Genomic DNA, 21,796 nt, shown 5'->3' with positions numbered 1-21,796 from the left:
TGAACGTCCCGAGGATGCCGTCATGCTGATGTCGAACCCCGTCGCCCGCGCGGCGCGCCTCCATTTCATGGCGAACAGCTTCCGCGTGCTGGTGCCGGGCGATCATGTCGTCTGCGCGGTGAGCGGCGAGAAGGTGCCGCTGGCGCTGCTGCGCTACTGGAGCGTGGAGCGGCAGGAACCCTATGCCTCCGCCGCGCTGGCGATGCAGGCGATGCGCGGTTGAGGGGGGCGCGGCTGATGGGACTCGCTGCCCGGCTGCCTGCCGCGATCCTCGGCTTCACCCTGCTGGGCAGCGCGCAGCTGCCCGCCGTGCCGGGCGTCGCGGTGCCCGAAGCGGTTGCCGCGCCGATCCCGGCCGCGCCCGATGTCGCCGGGCCCTTCACCTTCCAGGGGCAACTGATCCAAGGCGGCGCGGTGCTCGGTACCGCGCCCAGGGGCACCAGCCTGCTGACGCTCGACGGCGAGTCCGTGCCGGTCACCTCCGACCGCCGCTTCCTGATCGCCTTCGACCGCGATCATGGGCCCTCGGCGACTCTGGTGGCGACGCTGGGCGACGGGACGCAGCAACGCCAGGTGCTGGCGATCGCGCCGCGCGCATGGGACATTTCCCGGCTCAACACGCTGCCCAAATATCCGGTGCCGCGCCCCGAATTCGATCGCGTGCGACCCGGTGAACTGGCCCAGATCAATGTTGCGCGGAAATTGCAGACCGATGCGCAGGGCTGGCGGCAGATGCCGTTCTTCTGGCCGGTGGTTGGCCGCATCTCCACGTTGTTCGGCTCGCAGCGCATCTATCGCGGGGAGCCTGGCTCCTATCATTCGGGCATCGATATCGCCCGGCCGACCGGCACCGTGGTGCTCGCGCCCGCCGACGGCGTGGTGATCTTCGCGGCGGCCAGGCCCTTCACGCTCGAGGGCAATCTGCTGATGGTCGACCATGGCGCGGGGCTCAACAGCGCCTTCATGCACCTCTCGCGCATCGATGTGCGGGTGGGCGAGCATGTCCGGCGCGGCCAGCCGATCGGCGCGGTGGGGATGACCGGGCGCGCCACCGGGCCGCACCTGCACTGGAGCCTCAAATGGCGTGACGCGCGGATCGATCCGTTGCTGGTTGCAGGGGCGATGCCGGTCACCGATTGAGACGCGAATGTTTCGCGCTGCAACATAAAGAAACATATATCCGCATTGCTGCGCAATATTCGGATTGTGCCTGTGATATTTCCGCTACAGTCGGCTTGAAAGCGCGCGCAGCATTCCTATGCGCAGTTTACAGTATCAGGCTCTCAATTCACGATCCCGCCAAGCTTCCCCATCCCGACACGTGAGTTGCACACGAATGGATGGCGAAGTGGGCAGACAACGCGGCGGAGTGCGCAAGTACAACCGTCGGAACAAAGAGGGATCAACATGAAGAGTACGCAGATCAATCTGCGCGGCGGGACGGCGTTTACGGCGCTGGCGCTCGCAAGCGCGTTTGTAGCAATGCCTGCGATGGCGCAGGACACCGGCAGCAGCACCACGGTTCCGGCGGCGACCGCCCAGGACGAGCCGCAGGGCCAGGAAATCATCGTCACCGGCTCGCGCATTCCGCAGCCGAACCTGACCTCCACCGCGCCGGTCACCGTCGTCAGCTCCGAGGACATCAAGCAGCAGGGCACGACCCGTGTCGAGGACATGCTGAACTCGCTGCCGTCGGTCACCGCCAGCCAGGCGAGCTCGCTTTCGAACGGCGCGGACGGCACCGCGACGGTCGATCTTCGCGGCCTCGGCACCAGCCGCACGCTGACCCTGGTCAACGGCCGCCGCCTGATGCCGGGCGACCCGAGCCCGACCAGCGGCTCGGCGGCTGACATCAACATCATCCCCGCGGCGATGGTGAAGCGCGTCGAAGTCCTGACCGGCGGCGCTTCGTCGACCTACGGCGCGGACGCCGTCGCCGGCGTCGTCAACTTCATCCTCGATACCGATTTCGAAGGCTTCCGGGTCGACGGCCAGTACAGCCTCTACCAGCACAACAACCGCAACACGGTCACGCCGAAGCTGCTCGACGCGCGTACCGCCTCGGGCCAGCCGGGCTTCGACTATCCGAAGGGCAACATCTCCGACGGCGGCACCTTCGACGGGACGATCGCGTTCGGTACCTCGCTCGGCGACCGCGGCCATGCGATGGCCTATTTCGGCTACCGCAAGGTCAACGCCGTCACCCAGTCGCGTCGTGACTACAGCGCCTGCACCATCCAGAACGGCGGCACCGGCGCGCTGCAGTGCGGCGGCTCGCTGACTTCGGGCAACGGCACCGCGATCCTGTTCGACCCGACGCTGAACACCAACTCGTCGACCGTCTACACCTTCATGCCGAATGGTGGCTTCGAGAACACCACGACGCGCTTCAACTTCGCGCCGACCAACTATTTCCAGCGGCCGGACGAGCGCTTCACGGGCGGTGCGTTCGTGAACTACGACGTCAGCGACTCCTTCAAGCCGTATCTCGAATTCATGTTCATGGACGACCGCACCGTCGCCCAGATCGCGCCGTCGGGCGATTTCGGCAACACGCTGGTCGTGAACTGCGACAACCCGCTGATGTCGGCCGCCCAGCGCGCGGTGATCTGTGCCCCGGGCAACCTGATCAACGGCAGCCTCGGCAACTTCCCGCTCGCCGTGGCCGCTCCGTACAACCCGAACCCGGGTGCGGCGCCGCTGACCTTCTTCGATCCGATCACCGGCACGCCCTACAATCGCGCTTTCATGCAGCTCCTGCGCCGCAACACCGAAGGCGGCCCGCGTCAGGCGGACCTGCAGCACACCAATTTCCGCGGTGTGATCGGTGCGAAGGGCGACCTGTCGTCCGCATGGAGCTATGACGCGTCCTATCAGTACGGCCGCGTCAATTACTCGCAGGTCTATTCGAACGAATTCTCGGCCGCTCGCCTGGCGCGTGCGCTCGATGTCGTCGACAATCCCAATGTCGCGGGCGTGAACCCGGTCTGCCGCTCTGTGCTCGACGGCAGCGACCCCGCCTGCGTGCCCTACAATGTCTTCGCGGGCCCGGGCCAGATCAGCGCGGCGGCGATCAACTATCTGAGCGCCACCGGCTTCCAGAAGGGCAACACCACCGAGCAGGTGGCGAACGTCTCGTTCACCGGCGATCTCGGTGAATATGGCGTGAAGTTCCCCTGGGCGGCTGACGGCATCGGCGTGAACATCGGTGCGGAATGGCGCCGTTCGTCGCTCGACCTCCAGACCGACAGCGCCTTCCAGGCCGGCGACCTGACCGGCCAGGGCGGCGCGACGCTGCCGATCTCGGGCAATTTCCGCGTCTTCGAACTGTTCGGCGAGGCCCAGGTGCCGATCGTGCAGAACAGCTTCATCGACATGCTGGCGCTGAACGCGGGCTATCGTCACTCGTCGTACAAGACCAGCGGCGGCAACAAGTTCGACACCGATACCTACAAGATCGGCATCGACTTCGCGCCGGTCTCGGACATCCGCTTCCGCGCTACCTATAACCGCGCGGTCCGAGCGCCCAACCTGCAGGAACTGTTCTCGACCGCAACGGTCGGCCTGAACGGCACCGTCGATCCCTGCGCCGGTCTTACCGACGTCAATGGGAATACGCGTCCGGTGGCGGCAACCGACTATGGCTGCCGTGCGCAGGGCCTCGCAGTCGGGCAGGGCACGACCCCGAACCCGGCCGGCCAGTATAACGGCCTGATCGGCGGCAATGCGAACCTCGATCCGGAAATCGCGACGACCAAGACGCTCGGCCTCGTGTTCCAGCCGAGCTTCATCCCGAAGCTGGCCATCACCGTCGACTATTTCGACATCAAGGTGAAGAACGCGATCCGTTCGTTCGGCCAGGACGCGATCCTGCAGGACTGCGTCGACAAGGCGACCGCCACGTTCACGCCGGTCTCCTGTTCGCTGGTGCACCGCGACGCGGCGGGTTCGCTGTGGCTGACCCCGGGCGGCTATGTCAGCGATCTGCCGAACAACGTCGGCACGCTGCAGACCAAGGGCATCGGAGTGGGCGCAAGCTACTCGATCGGCCTCGGTTCGCTCGGCAAGCTCTCGCTGAACATGCAGGGCACCTATCTCGACAGCTATCGAATCAACAATGGCCTGAGCGATCCCTATGATTGCGCCGGCTATTATGGCTCGACCTGCAGCATCGGCGGCACCACCGACGCCGGCGCGCCGCTGCCCAAGTGGCGGCACAAGCTGCGTGCGAGCTGGCAGGCGAACGAGAGCATCGGCCTTTCGGCGCAGTGGCGCTATGTCGGCGCCATCCAGTCGCAGGCGCGGAGCCCTGACTCGACGCTGTCCGCACCCAATGTTTACAACCCGGGTGCGCGGATCAAGCCGTTCAACTATATCGACCTGACCGGCACCTTCAATGTCGGCAAGGCCTATACGTTCCGGCTGGGCGTCAACAACCTGTTCGACCTCGAGCCGCCGCTCGTGACTTCGGGCAATGCCAACCGTCCGGGCTCGAACCAGTGCCCGACCGGTCCGTGCAACGGCAACACCTATCCCGCGACCTATGATGCGCTTGGCCGCTATCTGTTCGTGGGTGCAACGCTCAACTTCTGATCCTTCGCGGATCGAAGTGACGAGGGGGCGGTCGGCAGCTGCCGGCCGCCCTCTCTTGTATCTGGCGTATCTAGCGGACCATAATCATCGCCATGAACCAGGCTACCACCGCGGCTCGCACGAGCCGGGAGATACTTGCCGCCGCGATGCCGCGCGCCCAGGCCGGTGACTTTGCCGGCGCCCAGGCGATCGTGGAGGCCGGGCTGGCCCAGGCCGACGATCCCGCGCCCTTGCACGCCTTTCTCGGCATGGTCTGCGCCCGCCGCGGCGCGCTCGCCGATGCGGCGACCCACCTCGCAGCGGCGCTTCGCCTGCGCCCGGACGACGTCACCATCGCCTGCAACCGCATTGCCGTGGCGATCGACCTCAAGGACCACGAGGCTGCGCTCGACGTGGCGACCATGGCCCGCGCCCAGGCCGATCCCAGCCTGCGCATTGCCCGCTACCGCGGCTTTGTCGCGCAGGAGCTCGCTCGGTTCGACGAGGCGGCGGAAGCCTATGACTTCGTGCTTGCCCGGGTGCCCGACGATTTCGAGAGCTGGAACAACCTCGGCAATGCGCGATCGGCGCTCGGCGATTTCGATGGTGCGATCGCCGCGCTCGAACGCGCGGTGGCGCTCGATCGCCAGGCTGCGCCGACCCGGCTGAATCATGCGCTGACCCTGCGCGCGGCCGGCCGCGCCGAAGCCGCCGAGGCCGCGCTGCGCGACGCTGCGCGCGACTTCCCCGCGGATGCACGTCCGCTGCACGAGCTCTACATGCTGCTCAAGGAACTGGGCCGGCATGCCGAGGCGCTTGAGACACTCGAAGCCGCTGCCGCGCGCGACGGCGACGACATGGTCGTCCAGCTCAAGCTCGCCATCGAATATGGCCTGGTGATGGAGTCGGACAAGGCGGAGACCGCCTATCGCCGCGTGCTCGCAGGGCGTCCGCAGGAGCAGCTCGCCTATCTCGGCCTGGCGATCCATTACGAGCATGCCAATCGCGAGGACGAACTGGCGCCGCTCGTCGAACTGGCCCGGGCCAATGCTCTCGATGCGGGGACGCTGAACTTCCTGTCGGCGCTGGAGCATCGCCGCACCCGGCGCTTCGAGGAGGCGCTGGCCTGCCTGGACCAGGTGCCCGAGGATATCGAGCCGGAGCGCACCGCGCATCTGCGTGCGACCTTGCTCGATCGCCTGGGGCGCAGCGACGAAGCCTTTGCCTGGATCGAGGAAGCCGGCCGGCGCCATGCCGCCCATGTCTCCGATCCGCTCGGCCGTGCCGCCGAACTGCGCGCCGAGGTGCGTGAGGAGATCGGGCGGATGACGCCGGAATGGGCGCGGAGCTGGACTCCGGACGCGGCGCCGGCAGCTACCACGCCGGTATTCCTTCTCGGCTTCCCGCGCTCGGGCACGACGTTGCTCGACACGATATTGATGGGACACCCCGATACGGTGGTGCTCGAAGAGAAGCCGACGCTGCTGGTGGTGGACCAGGAGATCGGTGGCTTCGATGCGCTCGCGGCGATGGATACCGGCGCGATCGAAGCGGCGCGCGCGCGCTATTTGGAGGAGGTCGCGCGGCATGTCGATCTGGCCGCGGGGCAGATGCTGGTCGATAAGTCGCCGCTCTATCTCTACAAGCTGCCGCTGATCCGCCGTCTGTTCCCGGAGGCGCGCATCATCCTGTCGCTGCGCCATCCGTGCGACGTGCTGCTCAGCTGCCTGATGAGCAATTTCCGCCTGAACCGGGCGATGTCCAACTTCCTGCGCCCCGAAGACGCGGCGGCCCTCTACGATCTGAGCTTCCGGCACTGGGAGGCGGCGCAGGCGCTTTTCGACATGCCGGTGCACCAGATCGTCTATGAGCAGCTCGTCGCCGATGTCGAGGCGGAAGTGCGGCCGCTGTTCGACTGGCTGGGGCTCGACTGGCGGCCGGAGGCGCTCGATCACACGCGCACCGCACGATCGCGCGGGCTGATCACCACCGCCAGCTATTCGCAGGTCACCGAGCCGATCTACACCCGCTCGGCGGGGCGCTGGCAGGTCTATCGCGAGCATCTTCGCCCGGTGCTGCCGATTCTCGCGCCATGGGTGGAACGCTTCGGCTATTCACTGTAGTATTCGACCGATACACGGCCGGAAGTTCCGCGGCCGCAGTCTTGTTGGGAGTGGTTGCAATGATCCGTTCTGCCTTGATCGCCTGCGCGGTCGCAGTGGCGCTGTCCGGCTTCTCGCCGATTTCCGCCCAGGAAAAGCCCAAGAAGGACGGCGCCCCCGATCCGAACGAGGTCATTTGCCGGAAGGAGCCGACGCTGGGCAGCCGGCTCCAGTTTCACAAGACCTGCATGACCCGCGCCCAATGGGCGGAGCAGCGCATGCTCGACCGGCAGAATATCGAGCGCGCCCAGGTCGGCGGCTGCCAGAAGCAGGGCGGCTGCTGATTCCCGTGCACGACTGACGAAGGGGCAGCCTTGCGGCCACCCCTTCGCCGGGTCAGGCGACGCTGAGCTTCAGCGCGCCGTCGCCTTCGTCGATCTGCACCGTCGATCCGTCCTTCACCTCGCCGCGCAGGATCATGTCGGCGAGCGGATCCTGCAGGTAGCGCTGGACCGCGCGCTTCAGCGGGCGCGCGCCATAGACCGGGTCATAGCCGACCCGGCCCAGCCAGGCGCGGGCGGCGTCGGTCAGGTCGATGGCGATCTTGCGATCCTTGAGCAGCTTGCCGACGCGGCCGACCTGGATGTCGACGATCGGCGCCATATGCTCCGCGCCCAGCCGGTGGAACAGGATGATCTCGTCCAGCCGGTTGAGGAATTCCGGGCGGAAATGCGCGCGGACGACGTCCATCACCTGCGGCTCGACGCTCTCGACCGGCTGGCCCTCGCCGAGATTGGTGAGGAACTGCGAGCCGAGGTTCGAGGTCAGGATCACGATCGTGTTCGAGAAATCGACCGTGCGGCCCTGGCCATCGGTCAGCCGCCCGTCGTCGAGCACCTGGAGCAGGATGTTGAAGACGTCGCCATGCGCCTTCTCGACCTCGTCGAACAGCACGACCTGGTAGGGACGCCGCCGCACCGCTTCGGTCAGCACGCCGCCTTCCTCATAGCCGACATAGCCGGGAGGGGCGCCGATCAGCCGCGCGACCGCGTGCTTCTCCATGAACTCGCTCATGTCGATGCGCACCATCGCGTTGGGATCGTCGAACAGGAATTCGGCGAGCGCCTTGGTCAGCTCGGTCTTGCCGACGCCCGTCGGCCCGAGGAACAGGAAGCTGCCCAGCGGCCGGTTCGGATCCTGCAGGCCGGCGCGCGAGCGGCGCACCGCGGTCGACACGGCCTTCACAGCATCGGCCTGGCCGATCACCCGCTTGCCGATCACTTCCTCCATGGCGAGGAGCTTCTCGCGCTCGCCCTCGAGCATCTTGTCGATCGGGATGCCGGTCCAGCGGCTGACCACCGCGGCGATGTCGTCCGCGGTGACTTCCTCGCGCAGCATCGCACCCTTGGTGGTGTTCTGTGCCTCGGCCAGCTGCTTCTCCAGCGCGGGGATGGCGCCATAGCTCAGCTCGGCCATCTTCGCGAGATCGCCGGCCCGCTGCGCCTGGTCGAGCTCGCCGCGCGCGGCGTCGAGCTGGGCCTTGATCTGCGCCTCGGCGTTGATCTTGTCCTTCTCCGCCTGCCAGCGCGCGGTCAGCTCGGCCGATTGCTGCTTGAGATTGGCGAGCTCGCTCTCGAGCGTGGCGAGCCGGTCCTTCGACGCCGCATCGGTCTCCTTGCGCAGCGCCTCGCGCTCGATCTCGAGCTGCATGATCCGGCGATCGAGATTCTCGATCTCCTCGGGCTTGGACTCGACTTCCATGCGGATCCGGCTGGCGGCCTCGTCCATCAGGTCGATCGCCTTGTCGGGCAGGAAGCGGTCGGTGATGTAGCGGTTGGAGAGCGTCGCGGCGGCAACGATCGCGCCGTCGCTGATCCGCACGCCATGGTGCAGGTCGTACTTCTCCTTGATCCCGCGCAGGATCGAGATCGTGTCCTCGACCGTCGGCTCGCCGACGAACACCGGCTGGAAGCGCCGCTGGAGCGCGGCGTCCTTCTCGACGTACTTGCGATATTCGTCGAGCGTGGTGGCGCCGATGCAGTGCAGCTCGCCGCGGGCGAGCGCGGGCTTGAGCAGGTTGCCCGCGTCCATCGCGCCCTCGGTCTTGCCGGCGCCGATCAGCGTGTGCATCTCGTCGATGAACAGGACGATCTGGCCCTCGGCGCCCTTCACTTCGTCGAGCACGCCCTTCAGCCGCTCCTCGAACTCGCCGCGATATTTCGCGCCGGCGATGAGCGAGCCCATGTCGAGCGACATGAGCGTGCGGTCCTTGAGATTGTCGGGCACGTCGCCATTGGCGATGCGCAGGGCGAGGCCTTCGGCGATCGCGGTCTTGCCGACGCCCGGCTCGCCGATCAGCACCGGATTGTTCTTGGTGCGGCGCGCAAGGATCTGGATGGTGCGGCGGATCTCCTCGTCGCGGCCGATCACCGGATCGAGCTTGCCGTCCCGCGCCGCTTGGGTGAGGTCGCGCGCGAACTTCTTGAGCGCATCATAGCGGTCCTCGGCGCCGGCAGTGTCGGCGGTCCGGCCGCCGCGCAGCTGGTTGATCGCGGCGTTGAGCGCCTCGGGCCGTGCGCCGGCGGCCTGCAGCGCCTTGCCCGCAGCGGTGTTGAGCGAGAGGGCGAGCGCGACGAGCAGCCGCTCGACGGTGACGAAGCTGTCGCCGGCCTTCTGGGCGATCTGCTCGGCCTGGTCGAGCACGCGCACCGTGTCATTGTCGAGGCCCGGCGTCTGCTGCGCGCCCGAGCCGGAGACGGCGGGGATCTTCGCCAGCGCCAGGTCGGTCTCGCTGAGCGCGCGCTTCGCATCGCCGCCGGCGGCCTGGATCAGGCCGCTCGCCATGCCCTGCTCGTCCTCGAGCAGCGCCTTCAGGATATGCTCGGGGGCGATCCGCTGGTGGTTCATCCGGATCGCGACGGTCTGCGCTGACTGGAGGAAGCCCTTGGCGCGGTCGGTGAATTTCTCGAGGTTCATGCTGGCCCCTTGTTTCGGTCAGAGCCAAAGTAGTGTTGCCATTGTGCAACACAAGAGGGCCTCTCGCTGCGCTAGAGACCGGTTCTCCTGACGACCCGTTCGCGGGACTCTACGATGGTGAAGATGTCACGCAAGGAGGTGACGAGGCGATCGGCGGACACCGCGACCTCATCCTTCGTTGCCGCTGCCTCCAGCGGATCCATGGCGTCGGCGCCTCGCAGCTTTATCAATGCCGTCACCTGCGCGTTGAGATCGGCATGCATCCGATCCTCGACGAACTTGCGGGGAAGCCCCTTGTTGGTGAGCCCGAGCATCTCGTCGATCCTGGTCTCGTAATGGGTGACAAGCGCCTGGCTGTCGTGGCTCTTGTCGGCGAAATAGCGCTCGATCTGGAAGAAGGTGAAGATGCGTTGCTTGAGCTCCCCGATCTGATCGAAATCCAGATGGTCGACGTTGTAGAGCGCGGCGCTCGCGCTTGAATCGACGCTCGGTTGTCCCAGCACGGTAACCGGCGTGCTACCGAAACCCATCCCCTTCCAGAAGTCATGGAACGTCTTCCCGGCGCTGGTCTGCGCATGGGGGCGACCATACATCTTGAAGTCCCAGCGCTCGTTATGGGTCTCGTTCCCCACCTTGTGCGAGGCATGCGCCTCCATCGTCACATTGTCGGTGGGGGTCTTCATCACCACGGATGCCCAGTGCCAGTTCCACCGGCCGCCATCCATGCTGTAGCCGCCGCCGATGATGCCATAGGCTTGGCCGATCTGTGGATCGACCGCCCGGTTGCGGTTGCCGACTGTGCCGAACCGATCATCGCGGCGCGCCTCCAGCCGGACGATCGTGGCGTCGAGCTGCCCGACGATCTCGTTGACCAGGCTCTTCATCCGGTCACCCGCATCGACCCACAGATTATGCTGATAGGCGGTGTTGTCCCCCTGTTTCGGCTTGAAATAATAGCCGCGGTCGGTTCGTCCGACGATGCGGAATGCCTCGTCGACCACGGCCTGCGGATAATCGTTGGCGCCGTACAGCGCGCGCAGCTGCGTGCGTATCCGCTGGGCGTTCGTCACGTCCCGTGCATATTGGGCATAGGTGTTGTCGACGGTCGACATCACGTTCCGTTCGATGCGGTTCACGCGTTCATCGATTACCCGGATCATGTCGCCCAGCACCTTCTGCGCCGCCGGTTGCGTCGTCCTGCTCCGGTAGTGATCCTGGGCGTCGGGACTGTCCGGGTCCAGGTCCGGAACGCCCGCCCTGAGCTCGAAATTGGCGTCGAATTCATCGTCGGCGACTTCGGGGTCCGTCTGGCGAACCAGGTTCCGCACCCTGTCGAGCCTGGCGGCATCGACCCTTTGCGAACGGTTCAGCTGGTTGTAGTTCGCGGCGGCATCGTCCCGCAGTGCGTCGAGGTTGCTCCAGCTGTCATAGGCCGCCTGCTTGCTCACGTCGGATGCCGGGCTGATCGCGAGGAGATTGGCGATACGGGCGTTGTTGTGCTCGTGCCGCCCATGGGCATAGGGATGGGGCTGCTCGACCTCGTCCTTGAGATAGGCGCCGACGATCGAGATCGCTCCCTTTTCGCAGGCAGACGGCAGTTGCACGCCGGTGACCGATTGCGCGCTGGCGTCCGCTCTGGGCGACACGTCGGCGCCCAGGCTGTTACGGTCACGGCTTGTCTCGTCGATTGTCGGCTTGATCTTGCGCAGCGTCTTGTTGCCGAAGTTCTCGGTGCCGGCAACGGCATCGAGCCGCACATTGGCATCCCGCGCGGAGAGCATGCGGTTGGACTGGTCGATGCGCGTCTGCGTGGCGTAGAAATCCTTGTTGTTGACGACGTCGACGGTTGCGGCGGTGTCATCGTCGGATACGTTCCATTTCTTGCCGCCAGCATTGACGATGCGGAAGCGTTGCACCGGTGCGCCGCCGCCGGGCATCTGCTGCCGGATCGGCGTGTCTGCAGGGGAAGCATGGGGCATCCCGGCGGCGGGCGTGCCCACCGTGCCGGCGGCGCGCGCGCCCATCGTGTCGGCCTCGCGCTCCAGCCCGGCATCGTCGTTGATCGCGGTGCCGCCAAGCGTCATCGTGGGGCGGACCCGGCCCTGCTTCTGCTGGACGACGTGCCAGGCCTCATGCGCCAGATGCCGTTCCTGCCCCGGACCGAGATGGATATCGCTGCCCTGGGTATGCGCCAGTGCCTGAAGCTGGGCGGGCCGGGCGGAATTGCGGTGGACGCGGACGTCGTCGAGCGCGATGCCCGACAGCGCTTCCATCCCAGTCTTCAGCCCGTCGGGCAGGCCGGTGCGGTTGGGTCCTGCAGCCGCACGGGCCATATTCGATGCATGCGAGGCGGCATAGTTGGCGATCGATTCATGCCCCGGCACCGGGTGCGCCGATGCGGCACGCTGCGCTACCGGTTGCGCGGTGGCCAGGGGCTGGCGTGCCTGCGGGTCTTCCGATGGCCGGCTTGGCCTGGCCTGAAGGCGAGCGTGCATGCACCTTCCTCTGCGCCGTCTCGTCATGACTATGACCCAGGCCGTCGCAAAGTGGAACGACGATTAGCTTCGTTATGGCGGTTGCCGCTACGGCGCTCGTTGCATGTCCGAAACCTGTAACTTCACGGTCGCGCAACTGCCATCGCCGCTACGCGATGTTGCAACGCACAAATCCTAGCCCCTCGCCGCCGGGCACAGTGCCCGAGCCGATAATATCCCGGGGGGAACACGCCCAATGCGCACGCTTTCCATTCTGCTCGCCGGCACCTCGATGCTGGTTTCCGGTGCCGCTTTCGCGCAGGACGCGCAGACGGTCGCGCCGGCTCCTGCCGCCGACGAAGGCTCGTCGGAAGAAAACCAGATCGTCGTGATCGGCCGCGGCGAGACCCGCCAGGTCCAGCAGATCTCGGCCAGCGACATCGCCGAACTCGCCGCGGGCACCAGCCCGCTCAAGGCGATCGAGAAGCTGCCCAGCGTCAATTTCCAGTCGGCCGATCCGTTCGGCGCCTATGAATGGGCGCAGCGCGTCTCGATCCGCGGCTTCAACCAGAACCAGCTGGGCTTCACGCTCGACGGCATCCCGCTCGGCGATGCCAGCTATGGCAACGTCAACGGCCTGCACATCAGCCGCGCGGTCAGCAGCGAGAATGTCGGCGAGGTCCGCGTGTCGCAGGGCGCCGGTTCGATCGGCACCCAGGCGACCAACAATCTCGGCGGAACGATCGAGTTCTTCTCGCGCGATCCGTCGGATCAGTTCGGCGTGCATGCCGAGGGCACCTATGGCAGCGAGAACACCGTGCGCCTGTTCGGCCGCATCGAGAGTGGCGATATCGGCGGCGGCGTGAAGGCCTATGCGTCCTATGTCTATTCGGACATGGACAAGTGGAAGGGCTGGGGCTCGCAGCGCACCAACCAGGCCAATGGCAAGATCGTCGCGCCGGTGGCCGACGGCGTCCGCCTGGTCGGCACGATCAGCTATTCGGATCGCCGCGAGAACGACTATCAGGATCTGTCGCTCGGCATGATCAACCACTTTGGCTACAAGTGGGACAATATCTCGAACGATTATGCGCTGGCGGTGCGCCTTGCCGACATCGCCAACAATATCGACAATGTGAACAACAGCACGGGCGCGCCCGGTGCCGATGGCCTCTCCGACATCACCGGCCTGGCGCCGAGCAACCCGGCTGCCGGCAAGGTCTTCCCGGCGCCGTTCCAGACCATCGACGATGCCTATTTCAACGCTGCGGGCCTTCGCCGCGACTGGATCGGCTCCTTCGGGGTCGAGGGTGAGACCGGCGGGCTCAACTTCGCGCTCAAGGGCTATTACCACAACAACCATGGCCAGGGCCTGTGGTACACGCCGTACGTCGGCAGCCCGGGCGCCGGCGCCTCGCCGATCTCGATCCGCACCACCGAATACGACATGGACCGCAAGGGGGTGTTCGGCCACACCGGCGGCCAGTTCGGCGAGCACAACGACGTCACCGTCGGCTTCTGGTACGAGCGGAACGACTTCCAGCAGGCCCGCCGCTTCTACGCGCTGAGCAGCCGCACCGAAGTGACTCGCGACAGCCTCGACTTCCAGTCGAACCCCTTCGCCACCCAGTGGGATTTCGACTACGCCACCGACACCTTCCAATATTATGTCCAGGACAAGCTGACCTTCGGCGACCTGACGCTGAACCTGGGCTGGAAGGGCTTCAAGGTGAAGGACAAGGCCAGCCCGAACGTCTCGGGCGGCCTCGCCTCGGGCGAGATCGACGTCACCGACTGGTTCCAGCCGACCGCGGGCTTCAACTACAAGATCGGCGGCGGCGCCGAGCTCTTCGGTGGGTTCAGCCAGGTGACGCGCGCCTTCGTCGCCTCGGCCACCACCGGCCCGTTCGCCACGACGCAGGCCGGTTTCAACGCGCTGCTCTCGGGCTCGACCAGGCTCAAGCCCGAACAGTCGGACACCTATGAACTCGGCGGCCGCCTGCGCTCGGGGCCGTTCACCGGCTCGCTCGCCGGCTATTATGTCAACTTCCGCAACCGCCTGCTTGGCGTGACCACGGGCGCCGGCATCGTCGGCAACCCGGTGACGCTGCAGAATGTCGGCGACGTCCGCTCGATCGGCTTCGAGGCGACCGGTGACCTGCGTCTCGGCAGCGGCTTCGGCGCTTTCGTGTCGTACAGCTACAATGACTCGACCTATCGCGACGATGTCCGCAACGCCGCCGGCGCGCTGCTCGCCGCGACCAGGGGCAAGACCGTGGTCGATGCGCCCAAGCACCTGCTCAAGGGCGAGCTGACCTATGACCTGGGCGGCTTCAACGCCCGCATCGGCGCCAACTATATGAGCAAGCGCTACTTCACCTACACCAACGACCAGTCGGTGGGTGGCCGGGTGCTGGTCGACGCCACGCTCGGCTACAAGTTCGACCTGGGCGGCCACGACCTGGAGATCCAGGCCAATGCGACCAACCTGTTCGACAAGAAGTATGTTTCGACGATCGGCACGAACGGCTTCGGCAATTCGGGCGACAACATGACGCTGATGGTCGGCGCGCCGCAGCAGTTCTTCGTGACGCTGAAGGCGGGCTTCTAAGCCGCACCTCCCCACGGACGGCAGGGGAGGAAAGGGGAAGGGCCGGGGCGCAAGCTCCGGCCTTTTTCGTGGCTATTTCCTCTTGGGGATGCCCGGGACGAAATGCCCCTCATCGCCTTGCGTGAACAGGCCGACATAGGCGGTGGGGCCTGCGTTGCCATAGGTCATCGCATGGGTCACCAAGAGCAACGCCAGATCGATGGTGACGAGCCGGACCCGAATCGTCACCCCACGATCCCTGAGCGCGTCGAGCAGCGGTGCGAGCTTCTGGACGTCGACATGCGCGTCGACGGTCACACCTGCCGCCACCGCGGCCTCGCCAAGCTTCGTATCGGTTACCCCCAATCGGCGCAGCGTATCCCACAGGCACTCGCCGAGATCGCGCACGCCTTCGACATTGGGCGCGAACAGATGGCCTTCGAACTCCACCGCATCGCGAAGATCGGAGATCCGCACGCCTCGCGGCGTACGCGCCTCCTTGAGCACGGGTTGCCCCTTGGCCGGTACTTCCATGTCCCGTTCACTGCGGCTCCGCTTCGCGCTCGACGACGAGCGCCTGAGCGGCGGTGTTGCCGACAGGGGCGGCTCCTCTTCCTCCTCTCCCAGGTCGATCACCGGGGTGCCGGGATCGGATAAGATATCGAGCGGCGGCGTGCCCGGCAGCATCGGTCCGGGGTCATGGACCGGAGTGCTCGATGTGCCTGGATCGCGCACCGGCACGCTAGATGCCGCCAGGGACGAGGACGGCAGTCTCTTGAAGCTGCGATGCTCCTCCGGGAATATCTTGGAACGTGCCGCTTCCAGGAAAGCGGTGAGCTTCTTCACGAACGCCGTGAAACCCTCAGGCGTGCTGACATCATGGCCGAGACTGGCACCGAATTTCGCCATCGCATCATATTCGGCGACCGCGATGCGGCTGAATACTGCATTGCTGCGGTCGAACTTGACCTCGCCACGGTGGTGCTGGCTCATTTTAGAGCCGCCAAGGCCCTTGTTGTCGTCCTCCGCCATTACGAACAGCACCGTGTTCTGGAGATAATGGAACAGGCCTTCGGGATCCTTGGAGCGCCCTGCGGCAAAATTGCGGAGTGCAGCATACATTGCCGTGGGATTGATCGCCGCACGGGCCAGCTCCGAACTGTGCACGATCGCGACGAACTTGCGCACCACGTCTCGCGCGCCTTCCGGATAGTCGCCGCCGATCAGTGCGTCGGCCAGAATCCCGGCGATCTGCTGTTCGGTTCTCTCGGGTGATTTCAACTTGTTGATCAGGCCGAGATAGGTGTGATCGCTGGCGCCGCCCTCCAGCTTGTGGCCCCAGGTTTCCACGCGATATCTCAGTGCAGTATCGTCCTTGTGTCGAAAGCTGCGGGTGGCGGCCGTGCGCAGGCCCTCGGTATCTTCGACGGAAAGCGAGGCGCTGCGGCGCAGCTCTGCACTCTGCTTGACCTTGGAGACGGCCTGGCTTTCGAGCATTCTGCCAAGGTCGAACGGGTCGCCGACCGGATCGAAGTTGGTGACGGGTGCCGAAGGGCCCCGTTCCGCCTTCTTCCGTTCGAGGATCGCGCCGACGGCAGCCCGGAACAGGGTTTCGTATTTGCGGTAATAACGCCGTTCCGTCACGTCGTCCGCAGCCCATGTCTCGAGCTGGGTCATGACTTCGTCGAAGGTGACCTGCGATCCCGCCAGCCTGCGCGCCGATGTGCCGGCCTTGCTCAGCCAACGCGCCTCCACGGCGGACTTGGTAAGACCGATCGGCGTGTCCATCATGTAGAGCTTGCCCTGCACCACGCCGCCGGATGCGGGCAGGGCGCGGGAAGCGCCGCCCGTGCCGATGCCGGAAGGCGAAGGGTTTGCCAGCGCCCGATCGCCCATCCGGTCCGCTTCACCCTCCAGCCCGGCATCGTCGTTGATCGCGGTATCGCCGAGCCGCATCGTGGGCGCGACCCGTCCCTGCTTTTGCTGGACGACGTGCCAGGCCTCGTGGGCCAGGTGGCGCTCCTGGCCGGGGGCGAGATGGATCTCGCTGCCCTGGGTATAGGCATGCGCCTGGATCGCGGCGGGCCGGCTCGATCCGCGGTGCACGCGGACATCGTCCATCGACAGGCCGGAGAGCCCCTCGATGCCGCTCTTCAGCCCGTCGGGCAGGCCGGTGCGGTTGGGCTGGGTCAGGCCGACCGAACCGGGCAGGCTGTGATAGGGCGTCGGCGCCGCCGCTCGCTGCACCGGCGCGCGTGCAGCCGGCCCCGCACTGGCTCGCGGGTCCGCCTTCGGCTTGCGGTTCGCGCGGTCGTACACGGCGGTTCCTCGCAGGGCTTCGCTGCGAGATTGCCGGCTTTGGCCGCCGCGCGAAAGCGCAAATGGCCCCGGTCCGGGGGCGTCAGTTCTTCGCGGGCACCGGGATGGTGATCACCGCCGGCGACCGCGCCGGGGCGGTGGCGGGGGCACCCGCGGGCCGCGGCGCCTTGGGGGCATCCTTGGCATAGCGCTCGCCGAAGCTGTTGCCGGCATACCAGCGCGGCTCCTGGTCGGCATCGGCGATCTCGCGGGCGATCAGATAGTTGATCTTCGCGAACTTGGCGCCGGCCTTCCAGTCGAAGGGCTGGCGGATGTCGTCGGTGACCTTGTGGTAGTTGGTCTTGAGGAAGTCGCGGAACGCTTTCTCGCCACCATTCTTGAAGCCCGTGACCAGGAACACCGAGGGCACGCCCGCCTTGACGAAGCTGTAGTGATCGGAGCGCAGGAACAACTGCTCCTCGGGCATCGGATCGGGCGACAGCGTGACGCCCATCTTCGCCGCGGCGCGCTCGACGATCGGGCCGAGCGTCGAATGCTCGGCACCGAAGGCGACGACGTCCTGGAAGTCGTAGAGCAGGATCGGCATGTCGAGATTGACGTCGGCCACCACCTTGCCGCTGCCGGTCACCGGATAGCGGGCGAGATATTCGGAGCCGATCAGCCCGTCCTCCTCGGCGGTCAGCGCGACGAACAGGATCGAGCGCCGCGGGCGCTTGCCGGTCTGGGTGAAGGCGCGCGCGGCCTCGAGCATGCTCGCCACGCCCGCGGCATTGTCCATCGCGCCGTTGAAGATCTTGTCCTCGCCCTCGATGTCGGGCTGGGTGCCTTCGTGATCGAGGTGCGCGGAGAGAACGACATATTCATTGGCCAGCCTGGGGTCCGATCCCGGCAGCACGCCGATCACGTTGCTGCTCTTCTTGATCGTGACGATGCTGGTCCGCTGCAGCGTCAGCCGCTGCTTGAGCGCGAAGCTGCCGGTCTTGGCCTCCGGCGTGGCGAGCGCGGCATAGAGCTGGGCGGCGCTCATCGGGGCGCCCTTGAACATCGCGTCGGCGGCGGCGCCCTTCACATAGGCGCCGATCTTCAGCCCCGGATTCTCGCCCTTGGGAAATCCCTTGGCATCGAGCCAGTTGCTCTGCGGCTGCTGGAAATAGCCAACCGCCTGCGCCCAGGGGAAGGCGCCCTTCAGATTGTCGGGCGTGATCAGGTAGATCGTGCCGAGCGCGCCGTGCTTGCCGGCGATCGCGGGCCGGTCGAGCGCGCCGGGGGGCGTGCCCGGCGGGTTGCCGATCAGCGTGACGACGAACTTGCCGGTCACGTCGAGCCCGGCATAATCCTCCTCGCGGCCATGGCCGACGAACACCGCGTCTGCGGTCAGAATCTGGGTCTCGTCGCCATAGAGCGGGCTCGGCCCGAACAGCACGTCCTCGTCGCCTGCGAACGCCTTGGTGCCCACGGTGATCGAGGCCGGCTTGTCGGCGTCGAGCACATAGTCGGCGATGTTCACCGGCTGGTACCAGCCCTGGGTCCCGCCGGGCTTGAATCCCATCGCATCGAAGCGGCTGGAGACATAGCGCGCCGCGATATCGAATCCCTCGGTACCGTTGTCCCGCCCGCCGAGCAGGTCGTCGGCGAGGAACTCGACATGCGCGCGCACTTCGTCGGGGCTGAACACCGGCTCCGCCGTCGCCGTCTGGGCCAGCGCCGGAGCCGGGGCCAGGCCGAGCGAGAGCGTGATGAGAAACGGTGTCAGGCGCATGGATTCTCCCCGAAATGGCGCAGTTTCCGGCAGGCTAGAGCAATTGGTAACGCGCGCAACTGACTTGCGGGGCTGATACACCGCGTTATGCTCCCGCCATCCAGTCCGTTCGGGGGAATCAGATGAAGTCGTTCAAGATGTTCTGCAGTGCGTCGATCTGCGCGCTGGCAGTCGGCGCCGCGATGCCGGCGATCGCCCAGCAGGCGCCCGCCACTGCGTCCGCCTCGGCCCAGGCCAAGCCGGTTCCGGTCTCGGAGCTCGTGAAGAAGGTCGACATCCCCTATGAGGCCTTCACGCTCAAGAACGGCCTGCGCGTGCTGGTCCATACCGATCGCAAGGCGCCGATCGTCGCGGTGTCGACCTGGTACGATGTCGGCTCCAAGCACGAGCCCACCGGCAAGACCGGCTTCGCCCACCTGTTCGAGCATCTGATGTTCAACGGCTCGGAAAACGCCCCCGGCGATTTCTTCGAGCCGCTCAAGCAGGTCGGCGCCACCGATTTCAACGGCACCACCAGCTTCGATCGCACCAATTATTTCGAGACCGTGCCGCGCCCGGCGCTCGACCGCGCGCTGTTCCTCGAGAGCGACCGCATGGGCTATCTGCTCGGCGCGATCACCCAAGACGTGCTCGACGAGCAGCGCGGCGTCGTCCAGAACGAGAAGCGCCAGGGCGACAACCAGCCCTATGGCCTGGTCTATTATTCGATCCTCGAGAACCTGCTCGGCAGCACGCCCTATGGCCATAACGTGATCGGCTCGATGGCCGATCTCGATGCCGCCAGCCTCGACGACGTCAAGAACTGGTTCCGCTCGCACTACGGCCCGAACAACGCGATCCTCGTCCTCGCCGGCGATATCGACGCCAAGGAAGCCAAGCCACTCGTCGAGAAATATTTCGGCGCTATCCCGGCCGGCCCGAAAAGCGTGCTGCCCAAGGTGACGGTGCCGACGCTGCCGGCGCCCAAGACGGTGACGATCAAGGACAGCGTCGCCGCGACGCTGATCGTGCGCAGCTGGGCGGTGCCCGGGCTGAACGACAAGGACGCGACTCCGCTCAATGTCTTCGCTTCGGTGCTCGGTGGCCTTGCCAGCTCGCGGCTCGACAATGCGCTGGTCCGCCAGGACAAGACCGCGGTGCAGGTCTCGGCCAACATCCAGTCGATGGCGCAGCTCGGCATCTTCACCGTCCAGGCGGTGGTGAAGCCCGGCAGCGATCCGGCGGCGGTTTCGAAGCGCCTCGACGAGGTCATCGCCGATCTCCTCAAGAACGGCCCGACCGCGGATGAAGTGACCCGCGTCGCGACCACCAAGGTCTCGGGCCGCATCGGCGGGCTGGAATCGGTTGGCGGCTTCGGCGGCAAGGCCGTGGCGCTGGCTTCGGGCGAGCTCTATTCGGCCGATCCGCTCTTCTTCAAGAAGGAGCTGGAAGCGACCGCGAAGGTCACTCCGGCCGAAGTGAAGGCCGCCGCGAACAAGTGGCTGAACCGTCCGGCACTCACCGTGATGGTCGTCCCCGGCCAGCGCGAGGCCTATCAGGAAGCGACCGCGGTCGCCGCCAAGCCGGCAGCGGAAGGCGCCAAGGCCGAACCGTTCAAGGGCACCCGCGGCGCGCTGCCCGCAGTGGCGCCGATCGGCGACCTCGTCTTCCCGAAGGTGGAGCGCACCAAGCTCTCCAACGGCATCGAGATCGTCTATGCCAACCGCACCGCGGTGCCGGTCACCCAGGTCGAGATGAGCTTCGATGCCGGCATCGCCGCCGATCCGTCGGACAAGCTCGGCACCCAGCGCCTGACGCTCAACATGATGGACGAAGGCACCACCAGCCTCGATTCGGTGGCGCTGGCCGAGGCGCGCGAGCGGCTTGGCGCGGGCATCAGCTCGGGCAGCTCGGCCGACCGCACCTATCTCAGCGTCGATGCGCCGAGCCCGAACCTAGCCGGCGCGCTCGATCTGTTCGCCGATGTCGTCGAGCATCCGTCCTTCGCCCCGGCCGAGCTGGAACGCGTGCGCGGCCAGACGCTGACCGGGATCGCGCAGGAGCTGACCAGCCCGCAGGGCCTGTCCGGCCGCATGACGCCGCGCGTGCTCTATCCGGCGAACAGCCCCTATGCGAAGCTCGGCGCGGGCTCGGGCGATCCGGCGGTGGTCAAGACGATCAGCCGCGACGATCTGGTCGCCTGGCACAAGGCGTGGATCCGCCCGGACAAGGCGAAGATCTTCGTGGTCAGCGATCGTCCGCTCGCCGAGATCAAGGCGGCGCTCGAGTCGCGCTTCGGCAGCTGGAAGGCTGACGGCGCCGGCGGTACCAAGAGCTTCACCGCCGCCACCCAGGCGATGACGCCGAAGATCATCCTGATCGACCGGCCGAACTCGCCCCAGTCGCAGATCATCGCGACGCAGCTCACCAATGTCGATCCGTTCGCGGATACGCTGGCGGTGGCGACGGCCAACCAGGCGCTCGGCTCGGGCTTCCTGTCGCGCATCAACATGGACCTGCGCGAAGCCAAGCACTGGTCCTATGGTGCGGGCGGCGGCTTCAACTTCATGGAGCACGCGGTCCCCTACACGATCAGCGCCCCGGTCCAGGCCGACAAGACGGGTGATTCGATCAAGGCGATCCAGCAGCAGGTGAAGGACTTCCTCACCACCAAGGGCGTGACCAACGAAGAGCTGACCCGCGAAGTCAATGGCTCGACTCGCGAGTTGCCCGGCCGCTTCGAAACCTCGGACGCGGTGCTCAACGCGATGCAGCAGAACGATATCCGGCGCCGTCCGGACGACTATTTCAGCACCATCGCGCAAAAATATCGCGGGCTCACCATTCCGCAGCTTGACGCTGCGGCACGCGCGGCTCTCGACCCAAACAAGTTCGTTTTCGTGGTCGTGGGCGATGCGTCCAAGGTCCGGCCGCAGCTTGACAGCATCGGCCTCCCCGTCGAGGTGGTCCCCGCAGCGTCGCTGGCAAGCACCAAGCCGGCGGCCAACTAATCAGGAGAGCTCTC

At 66.3% G+C, this 21,796-nt stretch carries 11 protein-coding genes; 7 read left to right on the top strand and 4 right to left on the bottom strand.

Annotated elements, in window-relative coordinates:
• Positions 1–22: 22 nt before the first annotated feature.
• The 5 genes from J2W22_RS01010 (at position 23) to J2W22_RS00990 (ending at position 7,018) form a co-directional block, all read left to right on the top strand.
• Positions 23–223, top strand: coding sequence for a DUF2093 domain-containing protein (locus tag J2W22_RS01010; RefSeq protein WP_307116409.1), 201 nt, complete (start codon positions 23–25; stop codon positions 221–223).
• 14 nt (positions 224–237) lie between these two features.
• Entirely contained in the window at positions 238–1,140 is a 903-nt protein-coding gene (locus J2W22_RS01005) for a M23 family metallopeptidase (protein WP_307116408.1), read from the top strand.
• A 267-nt stretch (positions 1,141–1,407) separates the two neighbouring features.
• Entirely contained in the window at positions 1,408–4,593 is a 3,186-nt protein-coding gene (locus J2W22_RS01000) for a TonB-dependent receptor domain-containing protein (RefSeq protein WP_307116407.1), read from the top strand.
• 92 nt (positions 4,594–4,685) lie between these two features.
• On the top strand, positions 4,686–6,695 hold the full coding sequence (locus tag J2W22_RS00995; RefSeq protein ID WP_307116406.1) for a tetratricopeptide repeat-containing sulfotransferase family protein: 2,010 nt from the start codon (positions 4,686–4,688) through the stop codon (positions 6,693–6,695).
• Between the two features lie 59 nt (positions 6,696–6,754).
• Entirely contained in the window at positions 6,755–7,018 is a 264-nt protein-coding gene (locus tag J2W22_RS00990) for a hypothetical protein (protein ID WP_307116405.1), read from the top strand.
• Positions 7,019–7,070: 52 nt separating this feature from the next.
• Here the strand turns inward: J2W22_RS00990 and clpB are convergent, their stop codons facing one another.
• Together clpB and J2W22_RS00980 are read right to left on the bottom strand one after the other, a co-directional pair.
• The gene (gene clpB, locus J2W22_RS00985) at positions 7,071–9,650 is read right to left on the bottom strand and encodes an ATP-dependent chaperone ClpB (protein WP_307116404.1); all 2,580 of its coding nucleotides are present in this window, start codon (positions 9,648–9,650) and stop codon (positions 7,071–7,073) included.
• A 71-nt stretch (positions 9,651–9,721) separates the two neighbouring features.
• Entirely contained in the window at positions 9,722–12,145 is a 2,424-nt protein-coding gene (locus tag J2W22_RS00980; protein ID WP_307116403.1) for an eCIS core domain-containing protein, read from the bottom strand.
• A 235-nt stretch (positions 12,146–12,380) separates the two neighbouring features.
• On the opposite strand from J2W22_RS00980, the gene J2W22_RS00975 reads away from it, so the two are divergent.
• Positions 12,381–14,735, top strand: coding sequence for a TonB-dependent receptor (locus tag J2W22_RS00975; RefSeq protein WP_307116402.1), 2,355 nt, complete (start codon positions 12,381–12,383; stop codon positions 14,733–14,735).
• Positions 14,736–14,807: 72 nt separating this feature from the next.
• On the opposite strand, the gene J2W22_RS00970 is transcribed toward J2W22_RS00975, so the two are convergent.
• Both J2W22_RS00970 and J2W22_RS00965 read right to left on the bottom strand, forming a co-directional pair.
• Entirely contained in the window at positions 14,808–17,033 is a 2,226-nt protein-coding gene (locus J2W22_RS00970; RefSeq protein WP_307116401.1) for an eCIS core domain-containing protein, read from the bottom strand.
• 82 nt (positions 17,034–17,115) lie between these two features.
• Positions 17,116–18,792, bottom strand: a complete 1,677-nt coding sequence (locus J2W22_RS00965) for a M20/M25/M40 family metallo-hydrolase (RefSeq protein WP_307116400.1) — start codon at positions 18,790–18,792, stop codon at positions 17,116–17,118.
• Positions 18,793–18,914: 122 nt separating this feature from the next.
• On the opposite strand from J2W22_RS00965, the gene J2W22_RS00960 reads away from it, so the two are divergent.
• Positions 18,915–21,782 (top strand): M16 family metallopeptidase, encoded by a 2,868-nt coding sequence (locus J2W22_RS00960; protein WP_307116399.1) that lies wholly within the window; start codon positions 18,915–18,917, stop codon positions 21,780–21,782.
• Positions 21,783–21,796: the final 14 nt, after the last annotated feature.

The organism is Sphingomonas kyeonggiensis (assembly GCF_030812785.1).
Taxonomy (GTDB): domain Bacteria; phylum Pseudomonadota; class Alphaproteobacteria; order Sphingomonadales; family Sphingomonadaceae; genus Sphingomonas; species Sphingomonas kyeonggiensis_B.
Note: the sequence above shows the minus strand (reverse complement) of the source record. Positions and strands in the feature narration are given on the sequence as shown.

What these genes read in the sequence shown, in the direction of transcription:
- J2W22_RS01010 (WP_307116409.1), top strand. Translation starts at nt 23, where the DNA reads ATGCTGATGTCGAACCCCGTCGCCCGCGCGGCGCGCCTCCATTTCATG.
- J2W22_RS00965 (WP_307116400.1), bottom strand. Translation starts at nt 18,792, where the DNA reads ATGCGCCTGACACCGTTTCTCATCACGCTCTCGCTCGGCCTGGCCCCG.
- J2W22_RS00990 (WP_307116405.1), top strand. Translation starts at nt 6,755, where the DNA reads ATGATCCGTTCTGCCTTGATCGCCTGCGCGGTCGCAGTGGCGCTGTCC.
- J2W22_RS01005 (WP_307116408.1), top strand. Translation starts at nt 238, where the DNA reads ATGGGACTCGCTGCCCGGCTGCCTGCCGCGATCCTCGGCTTCACCCTG.
- J2W22_RS00980 (WP_307116403.1), bottom strand. Translation starts at nt 12,145, where the DNA reads ATGCACGCTCGCCTTCAGGCCAGGCCAAGCCGGCCATCGGAAGACCCG.
- J2W22_RS01000 (WP_307116407.1), top strand. Translation starts at nt 1,408, where the DNA reads ATGAAGAGTACGCAGATCAATCTGCGCGGCGGGACGGCGTTTACGGCG.
- J2W22_RS00975 (WP_307116402.1), top strand. Translation starts at nt 12,381, where the DNA reads ATGCGCACGCTTTCCATTCTGCTCGCCGGCACCTCGATGCTGGTTTCC.
- J2W22_RS00995 (WP_307116406.1), top strand. Translation starts at nt 4,686, where the DNA reads ATGAACCAGGCTACCACCGCGGCTCGCACGAGCCGGGAGATACTTGCC.
- clpB (WP_307116404.1), bottom strand. Translation starts at nt 9,650, where the DNA reads ATGAACCTCGAGAAATTCACCGACCGCGCCAAGGGCTTCCTCCAGTCA.
- J2W22_RS00960 (WP_307116399.1), top strand. Translation starts at nt 18,915, where the DNA reads ATGAAGTCGTTCAAGATGTTCTGCAGTGCGTCGATCTGCGCGCTGGCA.